This is a genomic window from Williamsia sp. Leaf354, assembly GCF_001424365.1.
Taxonomy (GTDB): Bacteria; Actinomycetota; Actinomycetes; order Mycobacteriales; family Mycobacteriaceae; genus Williamsia_A.
Genome location: NZ_LMPL01000005.1, coordinates 193104 through 205794 on the forward strand (window position 1 = coordinate 193104; position 12691 = coordinate 205794).

A 12691-nucleotide genomic window follows, 5' to 3' on the forward strand; every position below is an offset into this window, starting at 1 on the left:
TGCTTATCGCTTGTTCTTGCCGGTACGGCGGCGGCGGACGATCAACTGATCACTGGGCTTGTTGCGGCGGGTGCGGCCTTCCGGCTGTCCCCACGGGCTGACCGGGTGGCGACCACCGGAGGTCTTGCCCTCACCACCACCGTGCGGGTGGTCGACCGGGTTCATGACGACACCACGGACGGTGGGGCGCTTGCCCTTCCAGCGCATGCGGCCGGCCTTGCCCCAGTTGATGTTGCTCTGCTCGGCGTTGCCGACCTCGCCGACGGTGGCGCGGCAGCGCACGTCGACGCGGCGGATCTCACCCGAGGGCATGCGCAGGGTGGCGTGTGCACCCTCCTTGCCCAGCAGCTGGATCGAGGCGCCGGCACTGCGGGCCATCTTCGCGCCACCACCGGGACGCAGTTCCACGGCGTGGATCTGGGTACCGGTCGGGATGTTGCGGAGCGGCAGGTTGTTGCCGGGCTTGATGTCGGCGGTTGCCCCCGACTCCACGACGTCGCCCTGGTTGAGCCCCTTCGGCGCGATGATGTAGCGCTTCTCGCCGTCGAGGTAGTGCAGGAGCGCGATGCGCGCGGTGCGGTTGGGGTCGTACTCGATGTGAGCGACCTTGGCGTTGACGCCGTCCTTGTCGTTGCGACGGAAGTCGATCAGTCGGTAGGCGCGCTTGTGCCCGCCACCCTTGTGCCGGGTGGTGATGCGTCCGTGCGCGTTACGACCGCCGCGACCGTGCAGCGGGCGGACGAGCGACTTCTCCGGGTGGTCACGGGTGACCTCGGCGAAGTCGGCGCCACTGGCGCCGCGGCGGCCCGGTGTCGTCGGCTTGTACTTACGAATGGCCATGAGTCTTCTTGTCCTCTACTTCTTCCCAGGGGTACCGGCGGCGTCAGCCGACCGGCCCTCCGAAGATCTCGATGGGCTTGCTGTCTGCGGTCAGCGTGACGATGGCGCGCTTGGTGTCCTTGCGCTTGCCGTAGCCCGACCGGGTGCGCTTGCGCTTGCCCTGACGGTTGGCGGTGTTCACGCTCACGACCGAGACATCGAAGATCTTCTCGATGGCGATCTTGATCTGGGTCTTGTTGGACTCCGGGTGCACGATGAACGTGTACACGTTGTCCTCGATCAGTCCGTAGGACTTCTCCGAGATCACCGGCGCGAGGATGATGTCGCGCGGATCTGCCTCAACAGTCATCTCAGGCCTCCTTCTCGTCTGTCTTCACCGCGCGCGAGACGAACGCGTTGAGCGCCTCGACGCTGAACACGACCTCGTCGGAATCGAGCACGTCGTAGGTGTTGAGCTGATCGGGCGTGATCGGCAGCACGTACTGCAGGTTCGCGACCGACTTCCATGCCGCGGTGTCCTCGCGGCCGATGACGACCAGGAACTTGCGGCGATCCGACAGCGCCTCGAGGAACGTCCGCGCGGCCTTCGTCGACGGGTCCTGCCCGGCTACGAGTTCGGTGATCACGTGGATGCGCTCGTTGCGCGCCCGGTCCGAGAGGGCTCCGCGCAGGGCGGCGGCCTTCATCTTCTTGGGCGTGCGCTGGCTGTAGTCGCGCGGCTTCGGGCCGTGCACGACGCCACCACCGGTGAACTGCGGGGCGCGGGTCGAGCCCTGACGGGCGCGACCGGTTCCCTTCTGGCGGTACGGCTTCGCGCCACCGCCGGAGACCTCGGCGCGGGTCTTGGCCGAATGCGTGCCCTGCCGTGCGGCGGCCTGCTGCGCGATGACCACCTGGTGCATCAGCGCGATGTTGGCCGGCGCGTCGAAGATCTCGGCGGGGAGCTCGACGGTGCCGTCGGTCTTGCCGTCGGCGGTCTTGACGTCGAGGGTCAGCTTGGTGGCTGCGTCGCCCGTCGACTTCGTGGTGTTGACGCTCATACGGTCACACCGCCTTTCACTGCGTCGCGGACGATCACGACGCCGCCCTTGCGACCCGGGATCGCTCCCTTGATCAGCAGGAGGCCGGCCTCGGCATCGACCTTGTGCACGGTCAGGTTCTGGGTGGTGACGCGCTCGTTGCCCATGCGTCCGGCCATCCGCATGCCCTTGAACACGCGACCCGGGGTGGCGCAGCCACCGATCGAGCCGGGTGCGCGGTGCACGCGGTGGGCACCGTGGCTCGCGCCCAGGCCCTTGAAGCCGTGGCGCTTCATGACGCCCGCGAAGCCCTTGCCCTTCGAGGTGCCGGTCACGTCGACGACGGCTCCGTCGGCGAAGATCTCGGCGGTGAGCTCCTGGCCCACGGTGAAGGAGGACGCGTCGTCGACGCGGAGCTCGGCCAGGTGGCGGCGCGGCGTGACGCCGGCCTTGGCGAACTGTCCTGCGACCGGCTTGGTCACCTTCCGCGGATCGATCGCACCGAAGGCGAGCTGGACGGCGACGTAGCCGTCGGTCTCCTTCGTGCGGATCTGCGTGATCACGTTCGGTCCGGCCTTCACGACGGTCACCGGCACGACCCGGTTGTTCTCGTCGAAGACCTGGGTCATCCCGAGCTTGGTGCCCAGGATTCCCTTTCCGTTCTTCTGTGTCATATCTGTGTCAGTCCCTCTTCGGCGCTCTGGCTCGTCTACTGGATGTTGACGTCGACGCTGGCCGGCAGATCGATGCGCATCAGAGCGTCAACGGTCTTGGGCGTGGGGTCGAGGATGTCGATCAGACGCTTGTGCGTCCGCATCTCGAAGTGCTCGCGAGAGTCCTTGTACTTGTGCGGCGAACGAATCACGCAGTACACGTTCTTCTCGGTGGGCAACGGCACCGGGCCGACCACGCGAGCCCCGGTACGGGTCACGGTCTCCACGATCTTGCGCGCCGAAGCGTCGATCGCCTCATGGTCATAGGCCTTGAGCCTGATGCGGATCTTTTGTCCCGCCACGCTGTGTCCTCTTCCGTCTGGTGTCTAGTCGGCAGATCGCCGCGCGAGCGCGGCCACAGATGACCACCGCACGCAGGCGTCCTGCGCGCTACCGGCGAACCCTCGCCGGAGGTGATCGACACTGTTCATCTGTCGTTGTGCGTTCGACCCGTCACGACGTGCGTCGATACGGGCCTGGTCGAGCTGGCCGGGTGCGGATCTCTCCGACACCCGAGGTCGGGCGTGTCGTTTGCTCGAACACATCTGTGGCGACATGTCCGGGCCATTGCGTCATCTGCCGTGAACCTCACCGATCCGGCCACTTGGTGGCGCCGAGATCGGAAATCCGTGCTTGTCGAACGAGTGCGGTCCGATGCCCCGAGCAGTTCGTCTCCGCTTGCTCCGTCAGCCACACTCGTACCCGATCGAGGCCGCACGAGAGCGCGTACCCGATCAGGGCAACCCGAACAGTATGCAACAGATGCCGGGCGGGGCCAAATTGCCTCCCGTGGGCGGACCACCCGGCGACAGCGGGGTCTTCACAGAGTCTGCACATGATCTGCGCGGCATGTGGACAACCGGTCACTACCGTCTCAGCCATGGAGCCAGCGGAGAACGGGACAGGCGAGATCGGGGCGGGCCCGTCGGTGCTCGTGGTCGACGACGAACCGGTCATCCGGACGTCCATCGCCGAGCGGATGCGCGCGGAGGGGTTCGTCGTCCGCACCGCCGACACCGGCCCCGACGCCCTCGACCGCCACCGCGAGTCGGTGCCCGACGTGGTGATCCTCGACCTGATGCTCCCCGGGATCGACGGCCTCGAGGTGTGCCGGCAGATGCAGGCCCACACCCCGACCCCGGTGTTGATGCTGACCGCGCGATCCGAGGAGACCGACCTCGTCATCGGACTGGGGGTCGGCGCCGACGACTACCTGGCGAAGCCGTTCTCCATGCGCGAGCTCGTCGCCCGCACTCGCGCGCTGCTGCGTCGGGTGGAGCGTTACCCCTCCCCCGACACCACCGCATCGGCCGAGGCGGACGTCGCGACGTTCGGGGATCTGCGCATCGACCACAGCGCCCGACAGGTCACAGTCGCCGCCGCGGCCGTGCATCTCACGCGCACCGAGTTCGACCTGCTCGCCACACTCGCGCGCCATCCCGGTGCGGTCCTCAGTCGTGGGCAGCTGCTGGAGACGGTGTGGGGGTGGGCCGAGGCCGGCGAGACACGCACCGTCGACTCCCACATCCGCTCGCTGCGCCAGAAGGTGGGCGCACATCGCATCCGGACCGTGCACGGGGTCGGCTACGCGCTCGACGCCCGCCCCGACGCGACCGACCGGCCGTGACGCCCGGCCTTCCGCGACCGCTCGACGCGATGCGGTCGTTCAAGTTCAAGACCGCCGTCGTGGTCGGCACCGCACTGTTCACCTCGAGCGTGTCGTTCTGGGTGACCGCGCAGTGGCAGTTCCGGTACGCGTTGCTGATGGCCCTGGCCGTCGCGTTCGTGGTGACGTGGGTGCTGGCCCACGGCATGACCTCACCGCTGCGGGAGATGACCGGCGCGGTGCGGCGGATGTCGCAGGGCGACTACACCGGTCGCGTACGGGCCACCTCACGCGACGAGATCGGCACCCTCGCCACGGCGTTCAACCAGATGGCCGCCGACCTCGCCGAGACCGACACCTACCGCCGGGAGGTCATCGGCAACGTCGCCCACGAGCTGCGCACCCCGGTCGCGGCGCTGCACGCCGTGTTGGAGAACCTCGTCGACGGCGTGGCGACCCCCGACCGCGAGACCCTCGACCTGGCACTGAACCAGACCGAGCGGCTAGGGCGACTCATCACCGACCTCCTCGACCTCTCCCGTGTCGAGGGCGGCGCGGTCGCCCTGCACCGGGGTCCGGTCCACCTGCACGGCTTCGCCTCCGACGCCGTCGCCGAGTGCCGCCTGCGCAACCGCAGCAGCGGATCCCGCACCGACGTCACCTTCCACAACGCCGTCCCCGTCGACCTCACGGTCGAGGCCGACGAGGCGCGGCTGCACCAGGTGTTCGCCAACCTCCTCGACAACGCGACCCGCCATTCCCCACCGGGCGGCACCGTCGCGATCGCGGCGCGGTCCGAACCGACGGCCACGGTCATCGAGGTGGCCGACCAGGGTCCCGGCGTCGCACCCGCCGAGCGCAGCCGCATCTTCGAGCGGTTCACCCGCGGCGGTTCGCGCGACGGCCAGACCGGGTTGGGACTGGCCATCGCACGCTGGGCGATCGCCCTCCACGACGGCGAGATCGAGGTCGTCGACGACCCCGACGGCTGCCGGATCCGCGTGCGACTCCCGGCCGCCCGCTGACCGCACTCCCCTGATCTGGCTCACCTCCTCCGGAGACCGCGCCGCCCGGCGCACACCACACCCGTTCGACGAGAGGCGATACCCCCATGCCCGAATCAGTCCAGCCCGACACGACGCCGCCCTCGCCGGGCCTGCCGTGGGGAGACGAACCGTACGACGACACGCGGTGGTGGATGGTCGACACCGAGCCCGACACCCCGGCCGCCGCCCCACGCCGCGTGCTCGTCGTGGTGGTCCTCACCGCGATCGCGGCAGCGGTGTCGATGCCGTCGCAGGCCTCGGGGATCGGGATGACGCTCATCGGCATCGCCGTCATCGCCGCGGTGCTGGTCGGATCGCCGCGTCGCCCCTCGATCGCCGGCATCCTCGCCGTCGTCGCGGTCGTGGCCCTGCTGTCGGTGACGGCGTGGCGCAGCGCCGGGTGGGTGAGCGCGACGTGCCTCGCGCTCGCCGTCGTCACCGCTCTCGCGGTGGTGGTCGACGCGCGGTCTGCGCGGGAGACGGCGCTCGGAGCGGTCCTGCCGATCGTGTTCGCGCCGCAGGCCGTGCGGTGGGTGTCGCGCACCGTGGCCGACGCCCGGGCCGGGCGACGCATCGACAACGTCCGCGGTGTCGCGGCCGTCGCCGCACTGACGGTCGTGCTGGCCGTGGTCTTCGGCGCCCTGTTCGCGACCGCCGACACGCGGTTCGCCGACCTCCTCGACGACGTCACCCCCGACCTCGGCCCGGTGAGCGTCGGGCCGCAGGTCGTGGTGGGGCTCGCGGCGGCGCTCGTGGTCACCGTCGGTGTCCACCTGCGCTGGGTGCGGCCGCGGTCGCCGCATCGGCCGGCCGCACCGCGCCCGCTGGGCGACACCTGGATGTGGGCCGTCCCCGCGGGCACGGTCCTGGGAATCAGCGTCGCCTTCCTCCTCACCCAGGCCCCGACGCTGTTCGGGGGCGACGACTACGTCCAGACCACCGCCGGACTCACCTACGCCGACTACGCCCGCTCGGGCTTCTGGCAGCTGTTCGTCGTCACGGCCCTCACCATCGTCGTGGTCTCGGTCGCGTGGCGCCGCAGCGCCCGCGACACCCGCACCGAACGGGCCCTCGCCCGGGGGATCCTCGGTGGCCTCTGCCTCGCGACGCTGGCCGTCGTCGCCTCGGCACTGCACCGCATGGACCTCTACACCGGGGCGTTCGGTGCAACCCGGCTGCGAGTCGGGGCGAGCGCCGTCGAATGGTGGTTCGCGGCCGTGGTGGTCGTACTCATGGCCGCGGGCGTCGGGCTCCGGACCCGACACCTGCCCCGGATCATCGCTGCGGTGACGATCGGCGCCGCCCTGGCCTTCGCGGTGTCGAACCCCGATGCCCGCATCGCCGCGACGAACGTCGACCGCTTCGCCGACACCGGCCGCATCGACATCGACTACCTCGCCGGACTGTCACCCGACGCGACCGAGGAACTGCTGGACCTGCCGCGACCGATCCGCGACTGCGCGCTCGCCGCGATCGCCGCCGACGTCGCCGACACCGGGCGGTGGACCGACCTCGACCTCGGACGGGCTCACGCGCGCACCGCCCTCGACGGCGCCGGCATCGCACCGACGGCCACGTGCCCTCCGCGGTGAGCGGTACCGTGTCGGCCATGACCGAGGCCTCCACCACCCCCGTCCGCCCCGCGAGCACGAACCCGACCTACGCGCTGTGGCGCCGACTGCCGCAGAACGCGATCGGCGCCGCCGTGTTCTCGCTCGGCATGGTCGCCCGCGTCCCCTACTTCGGCACCATCGTTCCGTCGGTGAAGGAGCTGTCCCCGGGACGCTGCGTCGTCACCGCACCCAAGTGGTTCGGCGTGCACAACCACATCGGCACCTTCCACGCCATCGCCGCCTGCAACCTCGCCGAGTGCGCCATGGGCATGCTGATGGAGGCCACCGTGCCCGACGGTCTGCGCTGGCTGCCCAAGGGCATGCAGTCGCAGTACCTCGCGAAGGCGACCACCGGACTGCGTGCCGTGGCCACGCTCGACGAGCCGATCGATCCCGCGACCATCGGCAGCGGAGCCGACGTCGTGGTCGCCATCGCCATCACCGACAAAGCCGGCCTCGAGGTCGTGCATTGTGACATCACCTGCTGGGTGACGCCGACGTAGAGTCCGGCGCCCACCTCACGAGCACGAGCGGCATCTCCAGCGGAGATCACCTGCTGGGTGACCCCGAAGTAGCACCCGCTTCACCCGGCGACCGACGGCGGGAGTTGCGACAATCGTCGCGTGTGCGGCGGGGTGGTCGTCGCGACGGGAGGAGCGCAGATGCTGCCGGGACGAGGGCGCCACATCGTGTTGCTCGATGCTCTGTCGGCCATCCCGACGGGGCCCTCGCAGGCGAGCGTCCTCGACGGGTTGCGGCGGGTCATCCTCGACGGTGTCGCGGTGCCCGGGTCACCGATCCCGGTCGGTGAGGTCGCGGGAGTCTTCGGGGTCAGCCCCATCCCGGTCCGCGAGGCGCTCAAGACGCTCGTCGGCGAGGGCCTGGTGGGACACGAGACGAACGGCGGATACTTCGTCGCCCAGCTGACCGGTGACGAGCTCCGCGAGATCTATTACGTACGAGGCGTTCTCGAGCGGGCGGCACTGGGGCGGGCGATCGAGCGGGTGACCGCCGACGACCTCGACGCCGCACGCGCGGCCAACGATGCCCTCCTCGAGGCGACAATGACCGCGGATCTTCGTGCCTACCAGGTCAATTCACGCCGCTTCCACCAGGCGCTGATCGCGCCGTGCGGAATGCACCGCCTCATCAACATGTTCGAGTCGACCTGGAACATCACCGAACCGTTCCAACTCATGCGGACCGCGACCCCGCAGATGCAGACACGTCTGCACGCCGACCACGAGGCCATGATGACGGCGATGGCGCAGCGGGACACCGCCTCGTTGCTCGCCGCCGCCGGCGACCACCACGCACGACTGGAGACGATGATCGTCGGTACCGCAGGCGATCCGGACACCGCCGACCAGCGATGACACCGGCCTGACGCGGCCGGCGAAAATATACTCTCGAAGTAACCCGTCAGAAATAACGCGGCCCTAATCTCAGTGGAATTCCACGAATCCAGGAGATGCCATGACCGACGTCGGGACAACGAATGCGGTGGTCGAACCGACGCGCACCAGCGCGGCCGGTGAGAGCGTCATCAAGATCTGCTACCACCAGAACCTCACCAACGAAGACCTCGCGCCGCTGAAGAAGCAGCACTGGACCTCCTACAACATCTTCGCGTTCTGGATGTCGGACGTGCACAGCGTCGGCGGCTACGTGTTCGCGGGAAGCCTGTTCGCACTGGGCATCTCGGCGTGGCAGGTGCTCATCGCACTGCTCGTCGGCATCTTCATGGTGTATTTCCTGTGCAACCTCGTGGCCCGCCCCTCCCAGCAGGCAGGTGTGCCCTACCCGGTGACCACCCGCATCGCCTTCGGCGTACGCGGCGCCAACCTCCCCGCCATCCTGCGCGGCCTCATCGCCGTCGCCTGGTACGGCATCCAGACCTACCTCGCGTCGGTCGCGTTCGGCCTGCTGGCCCTGAAGTTCTGGCCGTCGCTGGCGAAGTTCGACTCGGTCGACGACTACGGCTTCCTCGGCCTGTCGCTGCTCGGTTGGGGCGGGTTCGTCCTGATGTGGGTGCTGCAGGCGATCGTGTTCTGGAACGGCATGGAGACCATCCGCAAGTTCATCGACTTCTGCGGACCCGCCGTCTACGTCGTGATGGTGATCCTCGCCGGCTATCTGATCTACAAGGCGGGCTGGAGCAACGTGCACTTCGATCTCTCGTCGGGCCCGAACAAGAGCGGTTGGGCGTCGATCACGGCGCTGATCAGTGCGATCGCCCTGGTGGTGTCGTACTTCTCCGGACCGATGCTGAACTTCGGCGACTTCTCCCGCTACGGACGCACCTTCGCCGACGTGAAGAAGGGCAACTTCCTCGGCCTGCCGGTGAACTTCCTGTTCTTCTCGATCCTCGTGGTCTGCACGGTCTCCGCCGGCGCCACGGTCATCGGCCGCGACACCGACGGCAACATCATCACCGACCCGGTGCACATCGTCGATCGCATCGACAACACCACGGCCGCGGTCCTGGGCGTGCTCACCTTCGCCATCGCGACCATCGGCATCAACATCGTCGCGAACTTCGTCTCCCCCGCGTTCGACTTCTCCAACGTGGCACCGACGAAGATCACCTGGCGTATGGGCGGCATGATCGCCGCGATCGGTTCGGTGCTGATCACCCCGTGGAACCTGTTCAACAACCCCTCGGCGATCCACTACACACTCGACACCCTCGGCGCCGTCATCGGACCGCTGTTCGGCGTGCTCATCGCCGATTTCTACCTGGTGAAGAAGAAGCAGATCGTCGTCGACGACCTGTTCAGCATGTCGCCGACCGGGCGATACTGGTTCCGCAGCGGCGTGAACCCGGTGGCCGTGATCGCCACCGTCGTGGCCGCGGCCGCGGGCATCGCGATCGTCATCGAGGGCACCACCTACATGGCGAGCTACACCTGGTTCGTCGGTGCCGGGCTCGGCTTCGCGATCTACTCGCTGGGGATGCGTCTGCTGCCACCGAGCTTCATCCACGACAACCCGCCCACGCCGGCGGCGTCGGTCGCACCCGCCGCCGACGTGTCGGCCTGAGAGGAACAGACTCCAGTACATGCGGATCTGCCTGATCAACCCGAACACCACGACCTCGATGACCGACCTGATGGTCCGCGCCGCGCAGGCGGCCGCCGGATCGGGCACCGAGATCGTCGGGGTCACCTCCTCGATGGGCCCGGCGTCGATCGAGAGCCACTACGACGAGGCCCTCGCGGTGCCGGGTGTGCTCGCGGCCATCACCGCCGACCGCGCCGCCGAGACCCCGTGTGACGCCTACGTGTTGGCGTGTTTCGGGGACCCGGGCCTCGACGCGGCCCGCGAGATCGCCGACGCGCCGGTGCTGGGCATCGCGCAGGCCGCCATGGCCCTCGCCGCCCTGGTCGGCGGCGGTTTCTCGGTGGTGACCACGCTGTCGCGGACCATCGGTCGCGCCGACGAACTGACCCACCGCTACGGGGTCGCCGGCCTGTGCCGCGGCCTGCACGCGTGCGACATCCCGGTGCTCGAACTCGAGACCGACCCCGACACCGAGGCCGTCCTCACCGATGCCTGCGCGCGTGCTCTCGCCGACGACGGTGCGGAGTCGGTCGTCCTGGGGTGCGGCGGGATGGCCGACCTGGCCGCGCGCATCTCGGCGAAGATCGGGGCGCCGGTGATCGACGGCGTCGCGGCCGCCGTCCGCCTGGCCGAGGCCCTCGTCCCGGTCGCCGGATACCCCGGACCGGCCAGTGGCGAGTACTCGCGTCCCCCTGCGAAGCGCTACACCGGGATGCTCGCGGGCTTCGAACGACTGTGACAAGTCAAGGATTCTTCGTCTGTTCAGATGAACATTGCTAATTTGCAACACTTACGGTGCGTATGTGCGAAAGACTGTGCAATATGTCGAAGTCTCTCCTTGTGACCGTTCCCGTATACGGCCAGATCGAGTACACCCACGCTCTGGTGGGCGACCTCGAGCAGGAGAAGGTCGACTATCTGATCGTCGACAACAAGGGTGACTACGAACCGATCGGTGACGAGCGGGTGGTCACGCCGGGTCAGAACACCGGCTGGGCCGGCGGTTCCAACCTCGGACTCCGCACCGCGTTCGTCGAGGGCTACGACGCGGCGATGACGCTCAACAACGACGTCCGGCTGTCGCACGGCTACTTCACGGGGCTGCTGGACGACCGTCTCCCCTCCGACGCGGGCGCGATCGTGGGCCTCTACGACGACGCTGGCGCCCATCCGGCCCTGCTCGCCGACTACGAGGGTCCGGCTGCCGACTACACACCGCGCGACGCCTACCGCCGACTGCCCGCCGTCGACGGCACGGCGCTGCTGCTCACCCGCGACGCGTTCGTGGCGACCGGCGGGCTCGACGAGCGCAGCTTCGGACGCTTCGGATGGGGCGCCGATCTCGACCTGTGCATGCGGCTGCGCGCGGCGGGGTTCGGCATCTACGCGACCGAGCGGAGCTTCCTCAACCACTTCGGCCGCAAGACCGCCGATGCCGTCGCCGGTCGCCGTCGCTACCAGTTCTTCGGCGGCAAGGAGATGGCCCGAGGCCTCAAGAAGCTCTACGGCAACAAGTGGCGCAACGACGTCGTCACCCAGCGCTTCGAGGTCCGCAGTCTCGCCGACCACTCGGTCCTGCGCACCGAGACCCCGCGCATGGTGTTCAAGGCCGACCCGGTTCCCGCCGGCGCCCACTGACCGGCACGACGCCTCCGTTCCCGGCGCGCGAGCCCATGCCGCCACATCACGCGTCGGCAACCATCCGATAGCGAATCGATGCACCACCGTGCTCGTGGTGGGCAGCCCTCCCCCGCATCGGTAGCCTCGGTCTCGGTTGGGGCTGATGTTGCTGGAGGTACTGATGAGGCGTGTGAGACTCGTGTTCGATCGTGCGCGCGTAGCCCGACTCCTCGTGATCGCCCTGCTGTCGATAGCCGGACCACTCGGTGCGATCGGCTCCGCCGGCGCGGCACCGGCCCCGGCGACGCCCGCGACCGGCGGATACAACTCCTCCTCGTGTCGACCCGCACCCGCGCATCCGCGCCCGGTGATCCTGGTGCACGGGACCTGGACCGATTCGGCACAGACCTGGCAGGCCCTCGCGCCGGCGCTCGCCGGTCAGGGCTACTGCGTGTTCGCGATCGATTACGGCCGACGTGCGGCCGGCAGCACCGAGAACCTGATGGACCTCGCCGGCGGTGACACCATCACCCGCTCGGCCACCACGTTGGCGCGCTTCGTCGACCGCGTGCGCCGCGAGACCGGCAGCGCGCGGGTCGACATGGTCGGCCACTCACAGGGCGCCCTGGTCATCCGGCAGTACCTGAAGTTCGACGGCGGCGCCCCGGGCGATCCCGCGCGCAACGCCGTGAACACCGTCGTCACGTTGGCGGGCACCAACCACGGCACCACGTTCGACCTGAACCAGACCATCGGCGCCATCGGCGAGATGCTCGGTATCCCCGTGGTCCGCCTCGCCGCCACCACCGTCGGCCCGTCCTACGTCGAGCAGATGGTGGGGTCGCCGTTCCTCGATCGGCTCAACGCCGGCGGCGACACCCGGCCCGGGATCCGCTACGTCGTGGTCGGCACCCGCGACGACACGGTGGTCACACCGCCCGAACGCACCTTCCTGCGGGCCGGGCCGGGCGCGACGGTCCGCAACACCTGGGTGCAGGACGGCTGCGGGACGCGCCAGGTCGATCACATGCAGATGACGAGCGACGCGCGTGCGGTGTGGATCGTGCTCGACGCACTCGACCCGACCTATCGGGCCACGCACCCCGCGCCCTGTCGCTGACGTACCCACGCACCTCGGGGCGGTGGACGCGCCGACGATCTGAGCCGACTG

At 69.0% G+C, this 12691-nt stretch carries 14 protein-coding genes; 9 read left to right on the forward strand and 5 right to left on the reverse strand.

The genetic code is table 11. The annotated features are described in order from the left end of the window. Positions 1-3 precede the first annotated feature (3 nt). From rplB to rpsJ, 5 genes are read right to left on the reverse strand one after another with little or no spacing between them, the layout of a single operon-like run. Positions 4-840, reverse strand: a complete 837-nt coding sequence (gene rplB, locus ASG12_RS17715; protein ID WP_045823702.1) for a 50S ribosomal protein L2 — start codon at positions 838-840, stop codon at positions 4-6. 43 nt (positions 841-883) lie between these two features. Then, positions 884-1189 (reverse strand): 50S ribosomal protein L23, encoded by a 306-nt coding sequence (gene rplW, locus ASG12_RS17720; RefSeq protein ID WP_045823703.1) that lies wholly within the window; start codon positions 1187-1189, stop codon positions 884-886. A 1-nt stretch (position 1190) separates the two neighbouring features. After that, positions 1191-1880 carry a 50S ribosomal protein L4 gene (rplD, locus tag ASG12_RS17725; protein ID WP_045823704.1) on the reverse strand — a complete coding sequence of 230 codons (690 nt, stop codon included), beginning with the start codon at positions 1878-1880 and terminating at the stop codon, positions 1191-1193. Then, on the reverse strand, positions 1877-2533 hold the full coding sequence (gene rplC / locus ASG12_RS17730; RefSeq protein WP_045823705.1) for a 50S ribosomal protein L3: 657 nt from the start codon (positions 2531-2533) through the stop codon (positions 1877-1879). The genes rplD and rplC overlap by 4 nt, the downstream gene beginning before the upstream one ends. A gap of 35 nt (positions 2534-2568) precedes the next feature. Then, positions 2569-2874 carry a 30S ribosomal protein S10 gene (rpsJ, locus tag ASG12_RS17735; protein WP_003938093.1) on the reverse strand — a complete coding sequence of 102 codons (306 nt, stop codon included), beginning with the start codon at positions 2872-2874 and terminating at the stop codon, positions 2569-2571. Between the two features lie 578 nt (positions 2875-3452). On the opposite strand from rpsJ, the gene ASG12_RS17745 reads away from it, so the two are divergent. The 9 genes from ASG12_RS17745 to ASG12_RS17785 all read left to right on the forward strand — a co-directional run bounded on the left by ASG12_RS17745 (position 3453) and on the right by ASG12_RS17785 (position 12640). Next, a complete protein-coding gene (locus ASG12_RS17745) occupies positions 3453-4199 on the forward strand; it encodes a response regulator transcription factor (RefSeq protein WP_055792568.1) in 747 nt (248 codons plus the stop codon). A gap of 29 nt (positions 4200-4228) precedes the next feature. Beyond that, on the forward strand, positions 4229-5203 hold the full coding sequence (locus ASG12_RS17750; protein ID WP_055793801.1) for a HAMP domain-containing sensor histidine kinase: 975 nt from the start codon (positions 4229-4231) through the stop codon (positions 5201-5203). A gap of 86 nt (positions 5204-5289) precedes the next feature. Next, a complete protein-coding gene (locus ASG12_RS17755) occupies positions 5290-6816 on the forward strand; it encodes a DUF4153 domain-containing protein (protein ID WP_055792570.1) in 1527 nt (508 codons plus the stop codon). Positions 6817-6833: 17 nt separating this feature from the next. Next, positions 6834-7340, forward strand: coding sequence for a hotdog fold domain-containing protein (locus ASG12_RS17760; protein WP_055793802.1), 507 nt, complete (start codon positions 6834-6836; stop codon positions 7338-7340). Between the two features lie 159 nt (positions 7341-7499). Next, complete coding sequence (locus tag ASG12_RS17765; protein WP_055793804.1) at positions 7500-8213, forward strand: GntR family transcriptional regulator; 714 nt, start codon at positions 7500-7502, stop codon at positions 8211-8213. Between the two features lie 100 nt (positions 8214-8313). Then, the gene (locus tag ASG12_RS17770; RefSeq protein WP_055792572.1) at positions 8314-9879 is read left to right on the forward strand and encodes an NCS1 family nucleobase:cation symporter-1; all 1566 of its coding nucleotides are present in this window, start codon (positions 8314-8316) and stop codon (positions 9877-9879) included. A 19-nt stretch (positions 9880-9898) separates the two neighbouring features. Next, positions 9899-10639, forward strand: a complete 741-nt coding sequence (locus tag ASG12_RS17775; RefSeq protein ID WP_055792575.1) for an aspartate/glutamate racemase family protein — start codon at positions 9899-9901, stop codon at positions 10637-10639. Between the two features lie 101 nt (positions 10640-10740). After that, complete coding sequence (locus tag ASG12_RS17780) at positions 10741-11538, forward strand: glycosyltransferase family 2 protein (RefSeq protein WP_200932808.1); 798 nt, start codon at positions 10741-10743, stop codon at positions 11536-11538. 163 nt (positions 11539-11701) lie between these two features. Beyond that, complete coding sequence (locus tag ASG12_RS17785; RefSeq protein WP_055793806.1) at positions 11702-12640, forward strand: esterase/lipase family protein; 939 nt, start codon at positions 11702-11704, stop codon at positions 12638-12640. Positions 12641-12691: the final 51 nt, after the last annotated feature.

What these genes read in the sequence shown, in the direction of transcription:
- rplB (WP_045823702.1), bottom strand. Translation starts at nt 840, where the DNA reads ATGGCCATTCGTAAGTACAAGCCGACGACACCGGGCCGCCGCGGCGCC.
- rplW (WP_045823703.1), bottom strand. Translation starts at nt 1,189, where the DNA reads ATGACTGTTGAGGCAGATCCGCGCGACATCATCCTCGCGCCGGTGATC.
- rplD (WP_045823704.1), bottom strand. Translation starts at nt 1,880, where the DNA reads ATGAGCGTCAACACCACGAAGTCGACGGGCGACGCAGCCACCAAGCTG.
- rplC (WP_045823705.1), bottom strand. Translation starts at nt 2,533, where the DNA reads ATGACACAGAAGAACGGAAAGGGAATCCTGGGCACCAAGCTCGGGATG.
- ASG12_RS17745 (WP_055792568.1), top strand. Translation starts at nt 3,453, where the DNA reads ATGGAGCCAGCGGAGAACGGGACAGGCGAGATCGGGGCGGGCCCGTCG.
- ASG12_RS17750 (WP_055793801.1), top strand. Translation starts at nt 4,229, where the DNA reads ATGCGGTCGTTCAAGTTCAAGACCGCCGTCGTGGTCGGCACCGCACTG.
- ASG12_RS17755 (WP_055792570.1), top strand. Translation starts at nt 5,290, where the DNA reads ATGCCCGAATCAGTCCAGCCCGACACGACGCCGCCCTCGCCGGGCCTG.
- ASG12_RS17760 (WP_055793802.1), top strand. Translation starts at nt 6,834, where the DNA reads ATGACCGAGGCCTCCACCACCCCCGTCCGCCCCGCGAGCACGAACCCG.
- ASG12_RS17765 (WP_055793804.1), top strand. Translation starts at nt 7,500, where the DNA reads ATGCTGCCGGGACGAGGGCGCCACATCGTGTTGCTCGATGCTCTGTCG.
- ASG12_RS17770 (WP_055792572.1), top strand. Translation starts at nt 8,314, where the DNA reads ATGACCGACGTCGGGACAACGAATGCGGTGGTCGAACCGACGCGCACC.
- ASG12_RS17775 (WP_055792575.1), top strand. Translation starts at nt 9,899, where the DNA reads ATGCGGATCTGCCTGATCAACCCGAACACCACGACCTCGATGACCGAC.
- ASG12_RS17785 (WP_055793806.1), top strand. Translation starts at nt 11,702, where the DNA reads ATGAGGCGTGTGAGACTCGTGTTCGATCGTGCGCGCGTAGCCCGACTC.